Origin of the sequence: uncultured Acinetobacter sp., from assembly GCF_947626835.1 — a bacterium.
Lineage (GTDB): Bacteria > Pseudomonadota > Gammaproteobacteria > Pseudomonadales > Moraxellaceae > Acinetobacter.
On sequence record NZ_CANQTS010000004.1, the window covers coordinates 1 to 20,594 of the forward strand.

Annotated in this window: 15 protein-coding genes and 1 tRNA gene; 3 read left to right on the plus strand and 13 right to left on the minus strand. The window is 42.8% G+C overall.

Annotation, left to right across the window (positions count from 1 at the left end; translation table 11 throughout):
• Nucleotides 1-74 precede the first annotated feature (74 nt).
• The 9 genes from Q0Z55_RS03400 to Q0Z55_RS03440 form a co-directional block, all read right to left on the minus strand.
• Entirely contained in the window at nt 75-2,747 is a 2,673-nt protein-coding gene (locus Q0Z55_RS03400) for a SwmB domain-containing protein (protein ID WP_297424156.1), read from the minus strand.
• A gap of 248 nt (nt 2,748-2,995) precedes the next feature.
• On the minus strand, nt 2,996-4,168 hold the full coding sequence (locus tag Q0Z55_RS03405) for an HlyD family type I secretion periplasmic adaptor subunit (RefSeq protein ID WP_297424159.1): 1,173 nt from the start codon (nt 4,166-4,168) through the stop codon (nt 2,996-2,998).
• Nucleotides 4,165-6,306: a type I secretion system permease/ATPase gene (locus Q0Z55_RS03410; RefSeq protein WP_297424161.1), complete on the minus strand. Its 2,142-nt coding sequence runs from the start codon at nt 6,304-6,306 to the stop codon at nt 4,165-4,167. The genes Q0Z55_RS03405 and Q0Z55_RS03410 overlap by 4 nt, the downstream gene beginning before the upstream one ends.
• Nucleotides 6,306-7,841 (minus strand): TolC family outer membrane protein, encoded by a 1,536-nt coding sequence (locus Q0Z55_RS03415; RefSeq protein ID WP_297424164.1) that lies wholly within the window; start codon nt 7,839-7,841, stop codon nt 6,306-6,308. The genes Q0Z55_RS03410 and Q0Z55_RS03415 overlap by 1 nt, the downstream gene beginning before the upstream one ends.
• A gap of 151 nt (nt 7,842-7,992) precedes the next feature.
• A complete protein-coding gene (lptB, locus tag Q0Z55_RS03420; protein WP_297424166.1) occupies nt 7,993-8,733 on the minus strand; it encodes an LPS export ABC transporter ATP-binding protein in 741 nt (246 codons plus the stop codon).
• Nucleotides 8,733-9,284: a lipopolysaccharide transport periplasmic protein LptA gene (gene lptA, locus Q0Z55_RS03425; RefSeq protein ID WP_297424169.1), complete on the minus strand. Its 552-nt coding sequence runs from the start codon at nt 9,282-9,284 to the stop codon at nt 8,733-8,735. Before lptA ends, lptB begins: the two co-directional genes overlap by 1 nt.
• A complete protein-coding gene (gene lptC, locus Q0Z55_RS03430; protein WP_297424170.1) occupies nt 9,274-9,816 on the minus strand; it encodes an LPS export ABC transporter periplasmic protein LptC in 543 nt (180 codons plus the stop codon). The genes lptA and lptC overlap by 11 nt, the downstream gene beginning before the upstream one ends.
• Before the next feature lie 31 nt (nt 9,817-9,847).
• On the minus strand, nt 9,848-10,387 hold the full coding sequence (locus Q0Z55_RS03435) for an HAD-IIIA family hydrolase (RefSeq protein ID WP_297424172.1): 540 nt from the start codon (nt 10,385-10,387) through the stop codon (nt 9,848-9,850).
• A gap of 3 nt (nt 10,388-10,390) precedes the next feature.
• Nucleotides 10,391-11,368 carry a KpsF/GutQ family sugar-phosphate isomerase gene (locus tag Q0Z55_RS03440; protein ID WP_297424460.1) on the minus strand — a complete coding sequence of 326 codons (978 nt, stop codon included), beginning with the start codon at nt 11,366-11,368 and terminating at the stop codon, nt 10,391-10,393.
• A 230-nt stretch (nt 11,369-11,598) separates the two neighbouring features.
• Here Q0Z55_RS03440 and cysS point away from each other — a divergent pair, with 230 nt between their 5' ends.
• Nucleotides 11,599-13,020, plus strand: a complete 1,422-nt coding sequence (cysS, locus tag Q0Z55_RS03445; protein WP_297424174.1) for a cysteine--tRNA ligase — start codon at nt 11,599-11,601, stop codon at nt 13,018-13,020.
• A 54-nt stretch (nt 13,021-13,074) separates the two neighbouring features.
• A tRNA-Gly gene (locus Q0Z55_RS03450) sits at nt 13,075-13,150 on the plus strand.
• A 61-nt stretch (nt 13,151-13,211) separates the two neighbouring features.
• On the opposite strand, the gene Q0Z55_RS03455 is transcribed toward Q0Z55_RS03450, so the two are convergent.
• The 4 genes from Q0Z55_RS03455 to Q0Z55_RS03470 form a co-directional block, all read right to left on the minus strand.
• Complete coding sequence (locus Q0Z55_RS03455; RefSeq protein ID WP_297424176.1) at nt 13,212-13,985, minus strand: F420-dependent NADP oxidoreductase; 774 nt, start codon at nt 13,983-13,985, stop codon at nt 13,212-13,214.
• Nucleotides 13,986-14,067: 82 nt separating this feature from the next.
• Nucleotides 14,068-15,567: an OmpA family protein gene (locus tag Q0Z55_RS03460; RefSeq protein WP_297424178.1), complete on the minus strand. Its 1,500-nt coding sequence runs from the start codon at nt 15,565-15,567 to the stop codon at nt 14,068-14,070.
• 187 nt (nt 15,568-15,754) lie between these two features.
• On the minus strand, nt 15,755-16,990 hold the full coding sequence (locus Q0Z55_RS03465) for a dihydroorotase (protein ID WP_297424180.1): 1,236 nt from the start codon (nt 16,988-16,990) through the stop codon (nt 15,755-15,757).
• A 10-nt stretch (nt 16,991-17,000) separates the two neighbouring features.
• Nucleotides 17,001-18,017, minus strand: a complete 1,017-nt coding sequence (locus Q0Z55_RS03470) for an aspartate carbamoyltransferase catalytic subunit (RefSeq protein WP_297424182.1) — start codon at nt 18,015-18,017, stop codon at nt 17,001-17,003.
• 335 nt (nt 18,018-18,352) lie between these two features.
• Here Q0Z55_RS03470 and rlmKL point away from each other — a divergent pair, with 335 nt between their 5' ends.
• On the plus strand, nt 18,353-20,557 hold the full coding sequence (gene rlmKL, locus Q0Z55_RS03475; RefSeq protein WP_297424185.1) for a bifunctional 23S rRNA (guanine(2069)-N(7))-methyltransferase RlmK/23S rRNA (guanine(2445)-N(2))-methyltransferase RlmL: 2,205 nt from the start codon (nt 18,353-18,355) through the stop codon (nt 20,555-20,557).
• Nucleotides 20,558-20,594: the final 37 nt, after the last annotated feature.

Consider the following 20,594-nt stretch of genomic DNA (forward strand, 5'->3'; position numbering starts at 1 on the left):
ACTATGATAAGATTAACCCGTTAGGTCAGGTGGCCTAACTTAAATAAAAAACTCTCCGACAAACCCGGTACGGTTCACAATGCCTTGACATCATTGTCTTGGCTTGGATCTTTGTACTGCACATTCAGCGTTTGATTTTCTTCAATCGGCGTAGCTGGTACTAAGGTCACTTGCGCACCATCAATGATGATGTCGGTAATCACAACGTCTTTACCATTCACCATGAAAGTGAAGTCATTCAAGCTTGGTGGATTGGTTGCATCTAACACTTCATTGAACATTAACGACACGTTGCCATCCGTTGTCACCTCAGCACTTTGCAAGGTTGGTGCTGTTTCATTAAGGTCAGAATCGCTGTCCGAGTCAGAGTCAGAATCGCTGTCCGAGTCAGAGTCAGAATCGCTGTCCGAGTCAGAGTCGCTGTCCGAATCAGAGTCAGAATCCGAGTCGCTGTCCGAGTCAGAGTCGCTGTCCGAATCAGAGTCAGAGTCGCTGTCCGAATCAGAGTCAGAGTCGCTGTCCGAATCAGAGTCGCTGTCCGAGTCAGAGTCACTGTCCGAGTCAGAATCAGAGTCGCTGTCAGAATCAGAGTCGCTGTCAGAATCAGAGTCGCTGTCCGAATCAGAGTCGCTGTCCGAGTCAGAGTCGCTGTCCGAATCCGAGTCAGAGTCGCTGTCCGAGTCAGAATCGCTGTCCGAATCAGAGTCGCTGTCCGAGTCAGAATCGCTGTCAGAGTCAGAGTCAGAGTCGCTGTCCGAATCCGAGTCAGAATCGCTGTCCGAATCAGAATCGCTGTCCGAGTCAGAATCGCTGTCCGAATCAGAGTCAGAATCGCTGTCAGAGTCAGAGTCAGAATCGCTGTCAGAGTCAGAGTCGCTGTCAGAATCAGAGTCAGAGTCCGAATCAGAGTCGCTGTCCGAGTCAGAATCGCTGTCCGAGTCAGAGTCGCTGTCAGAATCAGAGTCAGAATCGCTGTCCGAATCAGAATCAGAGTCGCTGTCAGAATCAGAGTCGCTGTCCGAATCAGAGTCGCTGTCCGAGTCAGAGTCGCTGTCCGAATCAGAGTCAGAGTCGCTGTCCGAATCAGAGTCAGAGTCGCTGTCCGAGTCAGAATCGCTGTCCGAATCAGAGTCGCTGTCCGAATCAGAATCGCTGTCCGAGTCAGAGTCAGAGTCGCTGTCCGAGTCAGAATCGCTGTCCGAGTCAGAATCGCTGTCCGAATCAGAGTCAGAGTCGCTGTCCGAGTCAGAGTCGCTGTCCGAGTCAGAATCGCTGTCCGAGTCAGAGTCGCTGTCCGAATCAGAATCGCTGTCCGAATCAGAATCACTGTCAGAGTCCGAGTCGCTGTCCGAGTCAGAGTCGCTGTCCGAATCAGAGTCGCTGTCCGAATCAGAGTCAGAATCGCTGTCCGAATCAGAGTCGCTGTCCGAATCAGAGTCGCTGTCCGAATCAGAGTCAGAATCGCTATCAGAATCAGAGTCGCTGTCAGAGTCAGAATCGCTGTCCGAATCAGAGTCGCTGTCCGAATCAGAGTCGCTGTCAGAATCAGAATCGCTGTCCGAATCAGAGTCAGAATCGCTATCAGAATCAGAGTCGCTGTCCGAGTCAGAGTCAGAATCGCTGTCAGAGTCCGAGTCGCTGTCAGAGTCAGAATCACCTTCTGAATCTTCGATCTCTGAGTTGTTCGTTACAGCCACATCAAAACTTGTAGCGTCATTGCCTGCTTCATCTTGCAATGCAGCAGTGTCGTTCTCTGCACTTGGATCGTCGTACTTCACATTCACCGTTTGATCTTTTTCAATCGGTGTTGCAGGCACAAGCGTCACTTGATTGCCATCAATGATGATCTTCTCAATCTCAACCTGTTCGCCATCCACTGTTAAGGTTAAGTCCTCAAGGCGTGGCGGATTGGCTGGATCAAGCGCTTCGTCAAAGGTTAACAGCACTTCACCATCAACGGTCACTTCAGCTGTTTCAAGGGCTGGTGCAAGTGGATTGGTCACCGCAACGTCAAAGCTGGCAACGTCGTTACCCGCTTCATCTTGGAATGCAGCAGTGTCGTTCTCTGCGCTTGGATCGTCGTACTTCACATTCACCGTTTGATCTTTTTCAATCGGTGTTGCAGGCACAAGCGTCACTTGATTGCCATCAATGATGATCTTCTCAATCTCAACGGCTTCGCCATCCACCGTTAAGGTTAAGTCCTCAAGGCGTGGCGGATTGGCTGGATCAAGCGCTTCGTCAAAGGTTAATAACACTTCACCATCAACGGTCACTTCAGCGCTTTCAAGCTGAGGGGCTGGGTCAATATCGGGATGATTATCTGGTGCTTGAGGTTGCTTGGTATCGCTATTGGAGTTTGCAATCCCTGCAAATGCTGCAATGCCTAAACCTGTTAGAATTGGCCATAAATAAGGGAATGCTGCAAATTCAGATTTAGAATAAAGTAAAGGCTCAAGCTGATCTAAGCTGACATATTCGACTTTCGCCAAATCATAGTAGAAAAATTGTTCATGTTGGGTACGAAACACCAATGAACTTTCTTCTGCTACAAAATTTTCAATCTTTATGACATCACCATTTTTTAAGGTAATGACCACTGTATTGCCAACATATTCAATTGTTTTAATCTGTGCTGGATCAATATCCACTAAAACAACAGAGTCTTCACCTAGCTCTATACCTGCTTGTGGTTTATCGACCAATTGATTGCTCCAAGCCGATTTAGAAATAATTTGTACTTGCATATAGCAACCCCAAAATTTATGCCCTATCACACAATTATTATTTAATTAAAAGTTAAATAATTCACGTTATATATTAACATAACACCATTAAATCCCAAGGAAATAATGTGATTTAGTTGACAATAAATCATGTATAAAATCCTATATTGTTGGCATATGGTGCGTATTTTATGGGTATATTGCATATTTACTAACACAAAAAAATCCTGCCATATAGACAGGATTTTTATTTCAGATTCACTTAATAATTATCGCTCACGTAAAGCTTCTTTGGCTTTGTTAAACGGTTTAATTAAGTAATCAATAATGGTTTTATCGCCGGTTTTAATATCGACTGTGGCAACCATACCAGGCGTAATACTAAATTGCTGCCCAGACTTATTTTCTAGCTTGTCCTTGTCAGTACGGATATACACACGGTAATAGAACTGATCTTGTTTGACTTCATCACGAATTGTGTCTGGTGAAATCACGGTCACTTTACCGTCTAAACCACCATAAATTGAATAATCATAGGCGGTAATTTTAACCAATGCCTCTTGCCCCGGACGGATAAAAGCAATATCACGTGGTGAAATACGTGCTTCAATTAGCAGCTGTTCATCTAAAGGGACAATCGTCATCAATTTACCATTTTGTGGAATCACACCACCAATGGTCATTACATCAATTTCTTTGACCACACCACGCATAGGTGATTTAAAAATAGTACGACTTAAGGTATCTGATTTACCTTTAACCACCTGTGATTGGGTTTGAATATCCGTATTAGCCTTGGCCAATTCTTCACGTGAATTTACATAGTATTGGTTACGAATGTCATTCATTTGATTACTTAAATCATTGGCTTGACGTTTTAAACGCAACACTTCTACTTCACTGGCAGCACCTTTGGCCACCAAAGGTTCGGTCATACGCAATTCTTGCTCAACCAAATTCAGTGCTTGACGTAAACCCGACAAAGACTCTTCTAAATTGGCACGGCGTGAATTATATAAAGCAGTTTCTTCATTGACTAACTTAGGTTCTTTAAGCACTTCGGCTGGAAATACCAAAGCAGTTCCATTTACTTCAGCACGTAAACGTGCAGAGGTCGCTAAAGAAGACAGTAACAATGACTCTGATTCGCCCACATTAGATTCAAAACGTGTCGGGTCAAGCTGAGCTAAGACTTGGCCTTGCTCAACAATCTCACCTTCACGCACGTTGAGTTTGGTCAAAATACCGCCCTCAAGCGATTGAATGACTTGCTCTTTAGAAGAAGGAACCACTTTACCTGTACCGGTTGATACTTCTTCAAGCTTAAACAGCCATGCCCAAGCAATTAATATAGACAAACCAACACAAACAATCCAAATCAGCAGACTCGATTTTGGTAATGGTGGTTCAAGCTCAGTGACTTTTTGTGCTTGCTTACTCATCCTTTCGCTCCTGCTGCTGGTGCTGGACGTTTTTGCGCGGATTGATTCAAAATCTGATCGCGCGGCCCATCCATCACAATTTTACCGTCATTGACCACAATAATCCGATCTACCAATTGCAATACTGCACGGCGATGGGTCGCGACTACCATGGTACGATTGGTCAACCAAACTTTAAGATGATCTATCAGTTGTTTTTCAGACACATCATCAATCGCGGCTGTAGGCTCATCAAGCAATAAAATATTGGGTTGACGAATCAACAAACGTGACAACAATAATGCTTGACGTTGACCACCAGAGAAACCAACCCCACCTTCTAAGATCACATGATCAAGACCTTCTTTTTTGTCTTGAACAAAGTTAATCGCACCGGTAATACGCAACGCTTGTAGAATTTCATCATCGGTTGCCAGTGGTGCACCAAGGGTTAAGTTTTCACGCACCGTACCATAAAACAGTTGTGCACCTTGATTGAGCAAACCCATATCACGACGTACATCCGATGGATCAATTAAGTTCAGTTCTACCCCATCGAGCTTGACCTTACCTTGGGTAGGTTCTTGCATACCAGACAATAGTTGCAACAGCGTTGATTTACCCGCGCCATTACGCCCTAAAATCGCAATTTTCTCGCCCGGTTTAATTTCAAGTTTTGGCACCACTAAAGTCGGTTTTGCATCGTCAGGACCATACTTAAATGCAACCCCTGCCAATTCATAATGGCCATGAATCGCGGGACGATGAATCAATGAGGCATGATCAGGCTGATCGACTGATTTTTTCATCAGCTCATCTAAGCCTTGTTTCGCCACTTTGGCTTGTTGTAAACGCCCTAATACCCCTGCCAGTTGTGAGATTGGCGCGAGCATACGTGACGATAAAATCGAACACGCCACCAGCGCACCTGTGGTCATTTCACCATCCATCACGGCAAAAGCACCAACCAAAACCACCACAGCAAAGGTTAAACCTTGAATCTTTTGTGTCCATGCCGTCATTAAACCAATGATCTTACGTTGACGCATACCCACATCGGCTGCCACTTCATTCATGTGATTCCATTGGTTTTGAAAACGTGCCTCTGCACGTAATAACTTAATGTCTTCAATACCTTGTACCGACTCAACCAGCATAGCATTACGAATTGCACCTTCACGCATCCCTTCTTGTGCCAATTTCGCCAACGGTTTTTGTGCCAAAATACCCGGTAGAATCATCAGTGGCACCACCACTAACATCACCCAAAACAGATCGCCACCGATCATCCAAAAAATCACCAAGAATAAAAAGAAAAATGGCAAATCGGCAATTGCAGATACGGTCGTTGATGTGACTAACTCACGCACACCTTCAAGCTCACGAATTTGTGAAATAAAAGTACCCGTGGATTTTGGTCGTTCATTATTTTTAATACGTAAGGCATGTCCAAAGACACGATCAGAAATGCGTAAATCAGCGCGCTTACCAATCACATCTGATAAATAAATCCGACTCACCCTTAAAATAAATTCAAAGATTGCCGCAATCAGTACACCACTAGCCAAAACCCATAGCGTTGGAATTGACTGTGCTGGAATAACACGGTCATACACATTCATAGAAAACACAATCGTGGCCAATGCCAACACGTTTGCCAAGAGTGAGGCAAACATAATGTCGATATAGCGTTTCCAGTCTTTTAACACAATCGACCAAAACCAATTTTTTTCAAACGGTTTGATATATTCATCGACACGCGCATCGGGCACTGACTTTTCAGGACGAATTACATACAAATAACGCGCATTTTCGCGCAATTGTTCAAGCGTTAAAGTCTGTGATAAGCCTTGATCACCACTAAATTGCACACTGCTATTGCCTTCACTGTCAATTTTGTCAATGACGCCTACTTGACCGCCATTAAACTCAACCACAACAGGCAAGCGCCATGGATTCATTAAATCATCTGAAAACGCGGCTTTACGCACACTCATGCCAATTTGACGCGTCATCACATGCAGTACATCATCTACAGTTTGGTTGGGATTCCAGTCCAATTGCAAACGAATACGTTCTTCCGATGGTTCAATACGGTAATGCTTGGCGATGGATAAAACCGCTTGCAGCCATGGTTGGTAGTTGATTTTCGTACTCATTATTGAACTTCAAACCCCTGAATAGAAATATTATTTAGTTCATACAAATCGCGTGAACGTCCTGTTTGCGCAATATAGTTCACAATCGCGGTATAGATGTCATAACGTGCCGCTTCAATTTCTTGTGAGGCACTATGAATAGACTGCTCTGCATTTAACAGATCCACAACAGTACGTGTGCCGAGTTTATACTGCTCTTGATACAGCTCTTTGGTACGCGTGGCTGTTTCTTTACGCGCCATTAAGATACTCATTTGACGCTGCTTATTTTCAATTTCTTCACGCAATACCCGCACTTGATCCAGCACATTTAAATATTCAGTATTTAAACGTGCGCGCGCCGCTTGTTCAGCATAACTTGCAGCTTTGGTGCGTGATGTGGTTGCACCACCTTGATAAAAGTTACTGTTGGCTTCAAGCATAATCGAGTGATAAAAACCATCATCTTCATTATTATTGGGATTACGTCCATTAATCGCTTGACTGAGTGAGCCTTTCACATTCAAGGTTGGATAATTACTTAAACGGGTTTGCTCAAGTTCAGCCTTAGCCACTTCAATTTGGGCTTGTGCCAAGATCATTTTCGGAACTTGGTTAAACTCTGGTTCTTGATATAAATTAGAATCCACAATTAAACGCTCAGGTAAGCTCCATTGTAAACCCGACACATCAAAGCCCAGTAAAGTACGTAATTTCTGTTGATACTGACGCAATTGGGTTTGCTGCACGATCATATTAGAACGTGAGGATTCTAAATACGATTGCGCTTGCACAGGATCGGCTTGACTGCTAATACCGGCACGAGCACGTAAATTGGCAATTTCGGTAATGCGTGAAATCCCTGCAATTTGTTGTTCGGCGATTTTAGTAATTTCTTGATAGCGCTTAATTTGCACAATTGAATTGGCCGCTTGATAGGCCACATCATCCATACTCACCAAGACATTGGCTTGTTCGGCAAATAATCGTGCTTGTTGGACATCTACAGTGCTTTTGACTTTGCCAAAGTCGTATAACATTTGGGTGAGGCTTAAGTTGATTACTTGTCGACCACGCTCACCTGAGGTTAAATCGCCTGTACCTAAACCACCTGAAATTTGCGGATAATATGCAGCTCTTGCTACATCAATATTGGCATTTTGTGAGGCTAAATTAGCAATCGCTTGAGAAATATCAGGATTGCGTTGTACAGCACGCAAAATAGCTTCATTAAAGGCTAAACGCTGCACGTTTGGCATGTAATTAGTACCAGTAGGCATATTTGGGTCAAAACTGGTCACCATCGGCAATTCTGGAATTGCCGAGGTATCAATTTGGAAATTGCTCAGTGCTTTAACATTTGCTTTATTAAAGTTTTCATCACTTTTCGGTCCAAGCAAACCCAAGCTTTTATCCTTAAAAGTACTGAAATACGACTTCGGTGTATCCGCATACGCTGTCGAAACCAAAAGAGATAACGTTAAAATTACTCCCTTAATCACATTTGCTTGTACCCCATAGCCCTGTTTTGCTTTAGTTTTTTGTCTGAATGCCATAATCAATAAGTTTGAATGAGCTAATATTTTTCGGTATTTTACCTTGTTTATCGACACTTTTTTGTATTTTTATTTTCAAGGACTTACTTTTTATCAATTCTATGAAAAAAGACCAGTCATCTCCTGGTCTTTTTCTGATTTTAAAGTTCCATTAAACAGTAAAATCTTCACCTAAATATACCTGACGCACTTTTTCGTTGGCTAAAATATCTTTTGGTGTACCTTCTGCAATCACAGCACCCTCACTGACGATATAAGCACGCTCACAAATCGCTAAAGTCTCACGTACATTATGATCGGTAATTAATACCCCAATGCCACGCTGCTTTAAAGTGGTAATAATATCTTTAATATCACCCACCGAAATTGGATCAACCCCAGCAAATGGTTCATCTAACAACATAAATTTAGGGTCTGCCGCCAAAGCACGTGCAATCTCAGCACGACGACGTTCACCGCCTGATACACTCATCCCTAAAGAATCTTTAATGTGGGTAATTTTAAAATCACTTAACAGTTCATTTAAACGTGCCTTACGCTGGTCTTTGTTTAAATCGTTACGTGTTTCTAAAATTGCCATAATATTTTCCGCAATGGTCAATTTACGAAAAATTGAGGCCTCTTGTGGCAAATAGCCAATGCCTTTGCGAGCACGTTCATGCATGGCAAGATCAGATAAATCTAAATGATCAAGATGAATCTCGCCTTTATCCATACGTACGAGACCCACCACCATATAAAAGCTGGTGGTTTTGCCTGCACCATTGGGCCCAAGTAACCCTACAATTTGACCACTTTGCATGCTAAAGGATACATCTTTGACCACCCAACGCTTGCTGTAGTTTTTGGCCAAATGCTTAATGGTTAGAGTCTGTACTGGAGTGCTTGACATTAGTCACGTGCTCCTGGGAATGATTTAGTGCTCGATGGTGGAATCACAATTTGCACACGACCTGAAGATGAACCTGTGCTATTTGGCGTACCAATCGCTTCAATATCACCTTTGTTCATGCTATAGCGTAAGGTGCTGCCTTTTAAGCTTGCGCCATTTTGCTCTAAGATTGCATTGCCCGACAGGGTTAAAATACCCGTTTGTGCATTATAAACAATTTTATTGGCTTGACCTTTGGCTAAGCCTTTATTGGCTTCAAGCTGCTGCTGAAAACGTGCAGGTGAACCTGATGCAGTAATGCTACTGATTTCTTTTTTGGCATTTAAATTGGCCACAATGGTTGCAGCTTGCAGCTTCATGGTGCCTTGTTCAATCACCACGTTGCCGCTATAGGTCATGACACCGCTTTTTTCATTAAAGCTACCACGATCGGCTACCAATGAAATCGGTTGATTGCGATCTGATGGCAAGGCCCATGCCGTACTTGCAAGCAGTGTCATTCCAAGGAGGGCAGCTTTGATTAATGCTGTATGCTTAAAATTACCGTTCATACGTTCCTCGAATATTAAAAAATTCGTATTGCCCTTCATTTAAATTGGCTTTCAGACCTTGGCTGACAAACTCAGCTTGCGGGGATTGCACAATCACCATTTTATCGGTTTCGATATCACGCGTCTTTGGGTAAAAGGTTAACTCAGTGGTATCAAGTTGCATTTGACCTTGGGTCAACAGCTTGGTGGCAGAAACTTGCTCTGACAACACCACTTTATTGTTATCGTCAAAGCTTTGTGCTTTGTTGGCCGTAAAAGTCGCATTGACCACACCATCTTGATACAAAGATGCATCTAGATTGCTTAAGCTTGCGGTTTTTTGTTGCATGTCTTGCGCTAGTCGGTCGACTGTGGCTTTAACATGCAACTGACCATCTTCATGGGTTTGGGTTAAATGAATGTTTTCAGCAGAATAAGTCATGCTTTGGGCAGCATCTGCTTCAAGCTTTTGCTGTTTTCCGCTGTAATAGTAGTAGCCACCACTTACAGCAGCAATCACAACTGCTGCGACGTATAAAACTTTAGTATCCATCGCTGTGGTTTCACTTTAATTAGATAAAATATTAGTGTGGGGTCGCGGCATACTTTTCAAGTAAAGCGTCATACACACCCTTTGACATTAACAACATGTCACAAATCTCACGTACCGCACCACGGCCACCCGTGGCTTGGGTCACTAAATCTGCACGACGACGCACTTCTAAATGACCGTTGGGTACAGTCACTTTCATGCCCGCAATCGAAAATGCTGATAAATCTGGCCAATCATCACCCATGTAGAGGCAATCTTCTGGGCTTAAACCTAACTGCTGACAGGCTTCAGTTAATGCCACACCTTTATCTTCACGGCCTTGATAAACTAAATCAACCCCTAAATCGCTCATGCGTTTTTCAACAATATGACTTTTACGACCGGTGATAATAATCACTTTCATGCCGGCTTGTTGCACCAGTTTCATGCCTAAGCCATCACGAATATCAAAGGATTTAATCTCATCACCATTATTGGTGAGTGTGACAAAACCATCACTTAAAATACCGTCTACATCAAGGACTAAGGCCTGAATATCACGCGCTTGTTCTAGTAAAATATAAGATGCCATGTGTTAATTTACCCCAGCTTGAATTAGATCATGCATACTGACCACCCCAATCACTTTATTGGCTGCATCAACCACCACAAATTGGTTGATTTTTTTATCACGTAGTTGTGCTAAAGCCTCTACCGCACGTGCCTCAGCATCAATGGTTGTAGGCTGTGCCGTCATCACCTCAGACACTGCCAAATTCACATCAAAGCCTTGTTGCTTATCAATTAAACGACGTAAATCACCATCGGTAAAAATACCCAGTAAGGTGTCATTTTCATCAACAATGGTGGTAAGCCCCAAACGTTTATTGGAAATTTCATACAACACTTGGTTCATCGGGGTATGAGGTGCAACTTTGGGCAAGTCCTGACCAGTATGCATTAAATGTTTGACTTGTAACAATAAACGCTTACCCAATGCCCCTGCCGGATGCGAACGAGCAAAATCATCTGCAGTAAAACCACGCGCATCAAGCAGTGCCACCGCCAAAGCATCACCCAAAGCCAATGTGGCTGTGGTACTTGATGTAGGTGCTAAACCTAAAGGACACGCTTCTGTGATATTGCCTAAAGTCAGTGCAACATCAGCATTTTGCGGCATTGGACCTGATGCATCACCACTAATGGTAATCAATGGCACTTGTAAATGTTTAATCAAAGGCATCAGCATCATTATTTCATCGCTTTTGCCAGAATTAGAAATCGCAATTAATACATCACCGCGCATGAGCATGCCTAAATCACCATGCCCCGCTTCACCGGGATGCATAAAGAATGAGGGTGTACCAGTTGAAGCAAAAGTGGCTGCCATTTTACGACCAATATGTCCCGACTTACCCATCCCTGTAATGACCAGACGACCTTGGCATTGCAAAATAATCTCACAGGCACGGCGAAAACGTGCATCAATCTGAGTGGCTAACACTTGCAGTGCTTGTTCTTCAATTTTTAAGGTGGCTAATGCGACTTTTTCAAAGTCAACAAGATTGGGCATATTCGGTGGATTCAATGTCTTAACCTTCACGCTACTGCGTGTCTTAAGGAGGATCAGCAAAAATGAATTTTCGCAAATTTTAGCATATCTATGCAAATGGCTTTTTTAAAATCGCAGCCTTTTTGCCATATCAGTACCGCATTTAGCAAACATAGCGTGGAAAACTTTGTTAAACATGGGCATTACGTTATCATTAGCGCATCTTTTTGTTAATTTTTATTGAAACAGCCATGCAACCATTTGTTCTTTATAATTCAGAGCAGCGCAAAAAAGTAGAATTCGTACCTCGCGTTGAGGGTCAAATTGACATGTACGTTTGCGGTATGACCGTCTATGATTACTGTCATATTGGACATGCGCGTGTCATGGTTGCATTTGACTACATTATTCGCTTCTTGCGTAGTCAAGGTTGGCAGGTGAAATATGTGCGTAATATTACCGATATTGACGATAAAATCATTAAACGTGCCAACGAAAATGGCGAGTCAATTACAGCCCTCACCGACCGCTTTATTCAAGCCATGAATGAAGACGCTGAAAATCTAGGCTGTTTACAACCTGATGAAGCACCGCGTGCCACAGATTTTATTCCACACATGCAAAATATGATTGGCACCTTGGTCAATAATGGCACAGCTTACCCATCAAGTAATGGTGATGTGTATTTCCAAGTAGAGAAATTTGCCAAATACGGTCGTTTATCTGGTCGTAAATTGGAAGATATGCAAGCAGGTGCATCTGAGCGTGTAGATGTTGAAGTTGAGAAAAAACATCCTTTTGACTTTGTGTTATGGAAACATGCCAAAGAAAATGAACCATCATGGGCTTCACCTTGGGGCAATGGTCGTCCGGGTTGGCATATTGAATGCTCAGCCATGTCAACCTGCTGCTTAGGCAACCATTTTGATATTCATGGTGGTGGTTCAGATTTAACCTTCCCACATCATGAAAATGAAATTGCCCAATCAGAAGCGGCAACTGGCGAACAATATGTCAATTATTGGATGCATGTGGGCTTTATTAATGTCGATGGCGAGAAAATGTCTAAATCCTTAGGCAACTTCTTCACCATTCGTGACGTGATGGAAAAATTCCATCCTGAAGTAATTCGTTACTTTATTGTGTCTTCACACTATCGTAGCCCAGTGAATTTCTCAGATGTGGCACTCAAAGAAGCCAAAACCACACTCACGCGTTTTTATCATTCCTTTAAAGCATATCAAGCTGTGTATGGCAATGAAGTTAAAGCGAGCGCCGATGAAACTTTAGTTGAGCGTTTTAATGCGGCGATGCGTGATGACTTTAATACCTCAGAAGCGATTGCGGTATTGTTTGAAATTAACAAAGCGTTGAACACGGCGGTCAAAGAACAACAGGCTGAACAAGCGCATGTGTACTATGCCACTTTGCGTCACCTCACCGATATTTTAGCCATTGTTCAATACGATGTAGATGAATTCTTAAAATCAGATATTGGTCAAGATGCCTTAGCCTTAAGTCCTGAACAGATTGAAGATTTGATTCAACAACGTGTGGATGCCAAAAAAGCCAAACAATTTGCGCAAGCCGATGAAATTCGTCAAAGCTTACTTGAGCAAGGCATTGTGCTTGAAGATACCCGTCAAGGTACAGTTTGGCGCCGTGCCGATTAATTTTTTCATTGGGGTGTTGACAAGCTTAATTTTTTGCTTATAATTTACCTCATTGCGGGAATAGCTCAGTTGGTAGAGCATAACCTTGCCAAGGTTGGGGTCGGGAGTTCGAGTCTCCTTTCCCGCTCCAGAATACGAAAAATCCGAGATCTTTGATCTCGGATTTTTTTATGCCTAATTACAACACTGCTTTACTGTTCACGTTGTTGAATCTGTTGACTGAGTAAAGCATATACCTGTTGTAAATCTTGACGCGCTGCATCATGCAATAGACTTTGATGTAGATTTAAAATATTTTGATCTCCACGCTTTGCAGGTCCTGTTTGTACGCTATGCGGTGGATGCTGGGTAGCTTTTTTGGCCGTTTCCAACATCAAAGGGTGTAACAAACTAAAATCGACTTGTTGAGCATCTACAATTTGTTGGGCTATATCAAAACAATAATTGCTAAAATTGCAAGCAAACACGGCTGCCAAGTGCAAACTTAAACGTTGCTCAGAACTATAAACATAGACACGTTGACTCATCTGTTGTGCCAATTGCAGCAATTGCTTTTCATCCGCTGGATATTGAGCTTCAATCAACAGTGGAGTATTGCTCCAATCAATCACACTTTCAAAGCTAAAGGTTTGCAAGGGATAAAACACCCCGACCCGATCATGTACTGCGCTTAGCACCTGCATTGCCGTGCTGCCTGAAGTATGTACCAAACAAACGTTGCGTAGATACACACCAATATCACCCACCACAGCTTCAATCGCCTGATCACTCACTGCAATAATGGCAATATCAATTTCAGGGTTTAAATCCTCTGCAGAGGTCACCACACGTGCTGCAACTTGATCAGCAAGTGCCTGTGCTGATGCACCACTACGACTATACACATCCACAATTTGATGCTTTGGGCTTAAAGCCTTGGCTAAATGATGGGCCACACGTCCTGCACCAATAAAACTAATCTTCATACCAGCCATCTATCTTTAAATTTACCCACAGCATGCCAATAAAAAAAGGACGAAGCAATTCGTCCTTTTGGGTTTGGTTGAGTTAAGGCTGTTTATTTACCCCTTGTTCATCCACTTTACGTACTGTACCGGTTTCAGTATTGACCACTTCAAACTCAATACGACGATTTCTAAATTTACCTGATTCAGTGGCATTATCAGCAATGGGTTGTTCTTGACCAAAGCCTAGCGCTTTTAACTGATTTGGGTTCACGCCTTGCCCAACTAAATATTTCACCACGGCTTGAGCACGTTGTAGAGACAATGTTTTATTGGCTGCTGCATTGCCTGTGCTGTCGGTATGCCCTTCCACATTCAACACCACATGTCGTGCACCTTTCATTAAACCTGCGGCTTGATCTAAAATTAACTTATTGCTCTCAGGAATGACACTTGATACCGAAGCAAAATTAATGATTTGCAGATTTAATGCTGTGGCGACATCTAAGGCAGTCACGTTATTACGATCAATGTTTGAGAGTGCTTGACCGGCTTGACTAATACTGTCATTTACCGCGCGATCCACTTCAACTGCTGTACTTGCTGGCACGGCATTAGCATCAGTTGCCATCGCAGCTACAGCAGGTGCCACCATGACACTCACATTTTTAAGTAAAGGTTTGATTTTATCTGCAAGATTTTGTGCATCGGTCGGGTTGGCAGATTGAATGCTCAGTTGATTACCCTGCCAATCTATATTGGTATTAGGCACACCTTTAATGTGTTTCAGCACAGTTGGAATTAAATCTTGATCCATAAATTCAGTGCCATACATCGCATTGCCATCGGCACCACAACCATTGTTTTGGTTAAAGATTTGTTTGACCTCATTTTGCAAAATCTGCATGTATTTCGGCTGATTAAGATAAATTTGACAGGTGACCAAATCACCAGTTGCGCCGGTGTTGAGCTGAAAACGTGCTGACTCGCTGGCAGTTTGATTACTTGCGACCACAACAGGTTGTGTTTTTTGGCTGTTACAAGCTTTAAATAAAAATGCCAATAAACCGGCCAAAATTAAAAAGGCAATCAAAGGCAATAAAAAGCCCGATTTTTTTTCTTCTTTTACAGGTTCAACCGGATGATAATGCACAGGTTGTGCTTGGGCATGATTGACCCCCAAAGCTGCCAAAATTGGCACAGCCCATGTAGGTAAGTGCGCTTGAATAGTGGCTAATTTGCTAGTTAAAAAATGGGCAATGGTATCGGGGTTGCTAGAACCTGCCTCGTGTTCTAACACCGTTAAGCTGGGTGCAATAGCATGGCTTAACGTTTTTTCAGTTTGATCAATGGGAATGGTTGGGCTTAAATGTTGCAGCATTTGCTGTTTTAAGCTCTGATTGCCGCTAAATAAATCCTCTACTCGTGGGTTGAGTTGATTTTGTAAACTTTGAATCAAGCCCGGCTTGGCTTGCAGTAATGCCAATAAAATGGGATAAAAACCAGCCAAAGCTTGACTCTTTTCTACGGCATAATCTTTTTCGTCGGCAAGTACCTGTGCAGACACTTTCTGCTTGAGTACATCTACAATATCAAATGTCATAACAAGACCTCATTGTATTTTATTGTGATTATTCTTGCTTTGTAATCGAAGTTACTTTTATCAGTGTAAAGCGGCTTTTTTAAGATGATGTAAATAATTGTATAAATTATAAGCATGACATAAGTAAACTTCAGCTATTACAGGTATAAAAAAAGCCAGCCGTAGCTGACTTTTTTTGACATCATAATTAAGCAATAAAGGTACGTAGCACTTTACCTGTCAGTTGTTGACCCATTAATGGCGTATTTTTACCTTGTGACAAAATGCTTTCTTTGCTGAGCGTCCACGTCTGTGCAGGATCTACTAAGAGCAAACCGGCTTGCTCTTGCCAACGCGCTTGCATATGCGCCACAGTTGCCGGTGCAAGGGTCACTTTTTCCACCCACTCTAATGCTGACAATAAACCTTCGTCCACCAATTGCACACCCAATGCCACAAATGTATCAAAAGCTGTGATACCCGGTTGAGTTTCTGCAAACGGCGCAAGTTTAGCCGAACCACTGAGTGGTTCATGATGAGTACAAATGGCGTCAATCACACCATCTTTTAAACCTTGACGTAGCAGTTGTTTGTCTTGTTCTGAGCGTAATGGCGGACGCACATGCGCAAGTGAGTTAAAACCATCAATTAAATGATCGGTTAAATGCAATTGGTGCATTGCCACATCACACGTTACAGGTAAGCCTTTGGCTTTTGCTGCTTGAATTAAGGCCACAGATGCACCGCTTGATAATAAACCAAAATGCGCACGGACTTGAGTCGCTTCAACCATAATCAAATATTTGGCAATCGCGACAGTTTCAGCAATGGCAGGAATGGTCGGTAAACCTTGACGTGATGCGGTAAAGCCTTCATGCACACAGCCATCTTTGGCAATTTGTGGCTCTTCGGCATAAAACACCACCGTCATGTCTAAACCGGCTGCATATTCAAGGGTGCGAATTACTACATCATCATCAGCAAAAGCCGCATTGGCGTTGGTCACAGCGCTACAACCACCCTTTTTTAAGGCTGCCATATTGGCTGGTTGTTGACCTTTAAGACCTTGGGTTTGAGCACCAATCACTTCTAAATAAATACCACCATCAAGCATGGCTTTTTCAACCAAACCATGAATCAAAGCCCCATTGTCTTGCACAATCGGCTGAGAATCAGGCGGGGTAAACACATGCAAAATCCCGTTTTCACGCGCCGCACGCCCTTCAGATTTTAAGGTACCATGCTGCTGCTGACCCGGTTCACGCAAACGTGCACATAAATCGACCATAGTCGGCATCAGCCATTTGCCTTGACCCTCTAAGGTTTCATCTACGTTGTCTACAGCAGCAACGCGTTTGCCATCTTGAATATAAACGGTTTCTACGCAATCAGTTTGAGTAATCGGATCAAGTACGCGTACGTTTTCAATTTTTACAATAGTCATGCCCAATCCCTTAACCTGCAATCGCTTCAATTAAACCTTGTTCTTCTAGTTGCCCTTGCATGGCAAGTGCCAACACCGCCATACGCACCGCAATTCCGTTGGTGACCTGATTTAAAATCACCGCCTGTGGACCGTCGGCAACACTTGAATCAATTTCAACACCACGGTTCATTGGTCCCGGATGCATCACGATACAATCAGGTTTTGCCATGGCCAAACGTTCTTGGTTTAAGCCATACATACGGTAAAATTCAGCTTGTGACGCCAGTGCCGGTGAATCAATACGTTCGTTTTGAATACGTAAGGTGATAATCACGTCGCAATCTTGAATACCCGCTTCCATGTCGTTAAATAAACGCACTTCAGGGCCGTATTCTTCAAAACCATATGGCAATAAGGTGTTTGGCGCAATCACACGAATATCTTTACAACCTAAAGTTTGTAATGCGGCTACATCCGAGCGTGCCACACGTGAGTGCTTAATATCGCCAATAATGGCAATCGACATCTCTTCAAAATTTTTCTTGGTTTCACGGCGAATGGTCAACATATCCAACATCGCTTGCGTTGGATGCGCATGGCGACCATCGCCTGCGTTAATAATCGCCACATTGGGGCAAATATCTTTGGCAATAAAATGCGCTGCACCTGAAGATGAATGACGCACCACAAAAATATCAGTAGCCATGGCTTCTAAATTCCACAGCGTATCGCGTAGCGTTTCACCTTTTGAGGTACTTGAACGGGCAATATCAATATTTAACACATTGGCCGATAAACGTTTAGCCGCCGCTTCAAAGGTGGTACGGGTACGGGTTGAGTTTTCAAAAAATAAGTTCATGACCGTACGACCTTCCAACATATTGTTGGTGATCAATTGATTTTGGTCATTAAAAAAAGATTGTGCAGTGTCTAAGATTTTGGTGAGCGTTTGTTTTGAAAGACCTTCAATGGTCAAAAAATGTTTTAAATTGCCGTGTTTATTGAGTTGAATCTGGCTCGGGGTGTGTAATGCAGCAAAGTGCATGAGAGATTCCTTAGCGGTTAAGTTGATGCATTATACAGAGATTCATGGATTTGGGCACAGGCTTGCCTCCTCATTCGTACAAAAAGCAGCTTGGTAAATAAAAATCAAAAAGCAAATTCTTATTTGATAATTCAATTAGATAATTTAAACAAAACTCAGTCTTTAGCCTGTGGCATGCTCGGCTTTTTAAGCGATACGCTTTGCGCTAGGGTGTGTACTTGATGAGCAAATTTCCTCAAATCTAGAAAAGCGTGTAAACAAAGACAAAGCCTGTCACCCAAAGCCATGAAAATACGCTAAAATAGCAGATTGCGTTATTGCTTTTGGAAATTTACATGAATTCGAAACCCCGTCTTTCTACCTATTGGGTCACCTGTGCAGATGGACTTGAAGTCCTGCTTCAAGAAGAACTCGAAAATCTAGGGATTCAAAAGATTGAGCGTTTACCGGGTCGTTTAATTTTCCAAGGCACACTCGAACATGCCTATCGCATTTGTATGTGGTCGCGCCTTGCTTCACGTGTATTGTTACCGATTCATACCCATGAGATTGAATTTACTCACGATGCGCGTGATGTTGCTGAAGAGTTGTATGAAGGTGCAATGGCCTTTGATTGGTCACTGATTTTTGCACCACAAAGCACTTTTGCGATTCGTTTACATACCGAACGTGATATTAAGGTCAATACTCAATTTGCCACTTTACGTGCCAAAGACGGTGTAGTTGACTCCTTTATGGAAGCTGTAGGTAAACGCCCAAGTATTGACACTAAAGCCCCTGAAATCACCATGTATATTTTGGCAGGTAAAACTGAGCACACTTACTGCTTAGATTTATCTGGTGATTCATTGCATAAACGTGGCTACCGTCATTACATGACCGATGCACCAATCAAAGAAAACTTAGCAGCTGCCATTTTACATAAAGCCCAATTGGCACAAGTGCAACCTGAAATTTTACTCGACCCAATGTGTGGTTCGGGTACCTTTATTATTGAATCTTTATTTATCTTTACCGACCGTGCCCCAGGTTTAGTACGTCGTTTTGGTTTTAATGGCTGGAATGGCCATGATCATGAACTTTGGATGAGCATTAAAGCTGAAGCGGCTGAGCGTCATCAGGCGGGTCTTGCCAAGCAACTGCCAAAAATTTATGCCTTTGATGCCGACTGGGAAGCAGTAAAAGCCACCAAGAAAAATATTGCTGCGGCAGGTTTTGAAGCTTTGCTTGATCAAATTCAAATTGAAGAACGTACCTTAGCCGATTGGCCTGATTTTCACGCTGAGGGTAAACGTGCCTTTATTGTGACCAACCCACCATATGGTGAGCGTTTAGGTGAAAAAGCCTCCAACCGTGCCTTGTATTTAGGTTTATCGGCACTGTTGCAAAAGAATTTCCCAAATCAAACTGCAGCTGTGATTGCCTCACAAATTGAACAAGCCGATGTGTTGGCCTTTAATGAGCCACAAACTTTGCGTTTAATGAACGGTAAATTACCAATTTATATCCGTTCGGGTAAAATTAAACCGGGCAATGTGACGGTGCCATTTTTAGCCGAGTGGCAGCCACAACAGTTTGAACCGATTGAAGGTGCTGTTGAATTTGCCAACCGTTTAACCAAAAACATGCAAACTTTAAAGAAATGGGCAGTCAAAGAAGGCGTGTATTGCTTACGTTTATATGATGCCGATTTACCTGACTTTAACGTGGCGATTGACTTATATGGCGATCGTTTACATGTGCAAGAATACGCGCCACCAAAAACCATTGATCCTGAAAAAGCCAAAAAGCGTTTCAACTTAGGCTTACAAGCGATTCGTGCAGTCACCGGTTTAGGTCGTGATGCGATCTTTATTAAAACCCGTGCTCGCCAAGAAGGTAAGAATCAGTACACCAAACAAAGTACGGCTTCAAAGCGTTTTATTGTGCAAGAAGGCAAAGCCAAAGTCTTGGTCAACTTAACCGATTATTTAGATACCGGTTTGTTCCTTGATCACCGTCAAATGCGTTTACGCATTGCCAAAGAAGCCAAAGGTAAACACTTCTTAAATCTGTATAGCTATACCTCTACAGCAAGCTTACATGCGGCTTTAGGCGGTGCTGCGAGTACTACAAGTGTGGATTTATCCAATACTTACTTAAACTGGTCAAAAGAGAACTTTGTACTCAACGGCTTAACTGTCGATCATGTAGATGAACAACATATGTTCTTCTCATCAGATTGCTTTGAGTGGCTCAAAGAAGGTCATGAACAATATGACTTGATCTTTATTGACCCACCAACCTTCTCAAACTCAAAGAAATTCCATGGTACTTTTGACGTACAACGTGACCATTTGTCGTTACTTAAACGTGCTATGAACCGCTTAACCACAGAAGGTACTTTGTACTTCTCAAATAACTACCGTGGTTTTGAAATGGACGAAGAAATTTTAGCGTTCTTTGATGTCGAAGAAATTTCGCATGAAACCATTGGCCCTGACTTTAAGCGTAACCAAAAGATTCACCGTGCATGGAAAATCACCCATCCACAAAACTAAACATAGTGCATAAAAAACCGCGCCTTGGCGCGGTTTT

What these genes read in the sequence shown, in the direction of transcription:
- Q0Z55_RS03435 (WP_297424172.1), bottom strand. Translation starts at nt 10,387, where the DNA reads ATGGCATCTTATATTTTACTAGAACAAGCGCGTGATATTCAGGCCTTA.
- Q0Z55_RS03415 (WP_297424164.1), bottom strand. Translation starts at nt 7,841, where the DNA reads ATGGCATTCAGACAAAAAACTAAAGCAAAACAGGGCTATGGGGTACAA.
- lptC (WP_297424170.1), bottom strand. Translation starts at nt 9,816, where the DNA reads ATGGATACTAAAGTTTTATACGTCGCAGCAGTTGTGATTGCTGCTGTA.
- Q0Z55_RS03440 (WP_297424460.1), bottom strand. Translation starts at nt 11,368, where the DNA reads ATGCCCAATCTTGTTGACTTTGAAAAAGTCGCATTAGCCACCTTAAAA.
- rlmKL (WP_297424185.1), top strand. Translation starts at nt 18,353, where the DNA reads ATGAATTCGAAACCCCGTCTTTCTACCTATTGGGTCACCTGTGCAGAT.
- cysS (WP_297424174.1), top strand. Translation starts at nt 11,599, where the DNA reads ATGCAACCATTTGTTCTTTATAATTCAGAGCAGCGCAAAAAAGTAGAA.
- Q0Z55_RS03400 (WP_297424156.1), bottom strand. Translation starts at nt 2,747, where the DNA reads ATGCAAGTACAAATTATTTCTAAATCGGCTTGGAGCAATCAATTGGTC.
- Q0Z55_RS03460 (WP_297424178.1), bottom strand. Translation starts at nt 15,567, where the DNA reads ATGACATTTGATATTGTAGATGTACTCAAGCAGAAAGTGTCTGCACAG.
- lptA (WP_297424169.1), bottom strand. Translation starts at nt 9,284, where the DNA reads ATGAACGGTAATTTTAAGCATACAGCATTAATCAAAGCTGCCCTCCTT.
- Q0Z55_RS03470 (WP_297424182.1), bottom strand. Translation starts at nt 18,017, where the DNA reads ATGCACTTTGCTGCATTACACACCCCGAGCCAGATTCAACTCAATAAA.
- Q0Z55_RS03465 (WP_297424180.1), bottom strand. Translation starts at nt 16,990, where the DNA reads ATGACTATTGTAAAAATTGAAAACGTACGCGTACTTGATCCGATTACT.
- lptB (WP_297424166.1), bottom strand. Translation starts at nt 8,733, where the DNA reads ATGTCAAGCACTCCAGTACAGACTCTAACCATTAAGCATTTGGCCAAA.
- Q0Z55_RS03410 (WP_297424161.1), bottom strand. Translation starts at nt 6,306, where the DNA reads ATGAGTACGAAAATCAACTACCAACCATGGCTGCAAGCGGTTTTATCC.
- Q0Z55_RS03405 (WP_297424159.1), bottom strand. Translation starts at nt 4,168, where the DNA reads ATGAGTAAGCAAGCACAAAAAGTCACTGAGCTTGAACCACCATTACCA.
- Q0Z55_RS03455 (WP_297424176.1), bottom strand. Translation starts at nt 13,985, where the DNA reads ATGAAGATTAGTTTTATTGGTGCAGGACGTGTGGCCCATCATTTAGCC.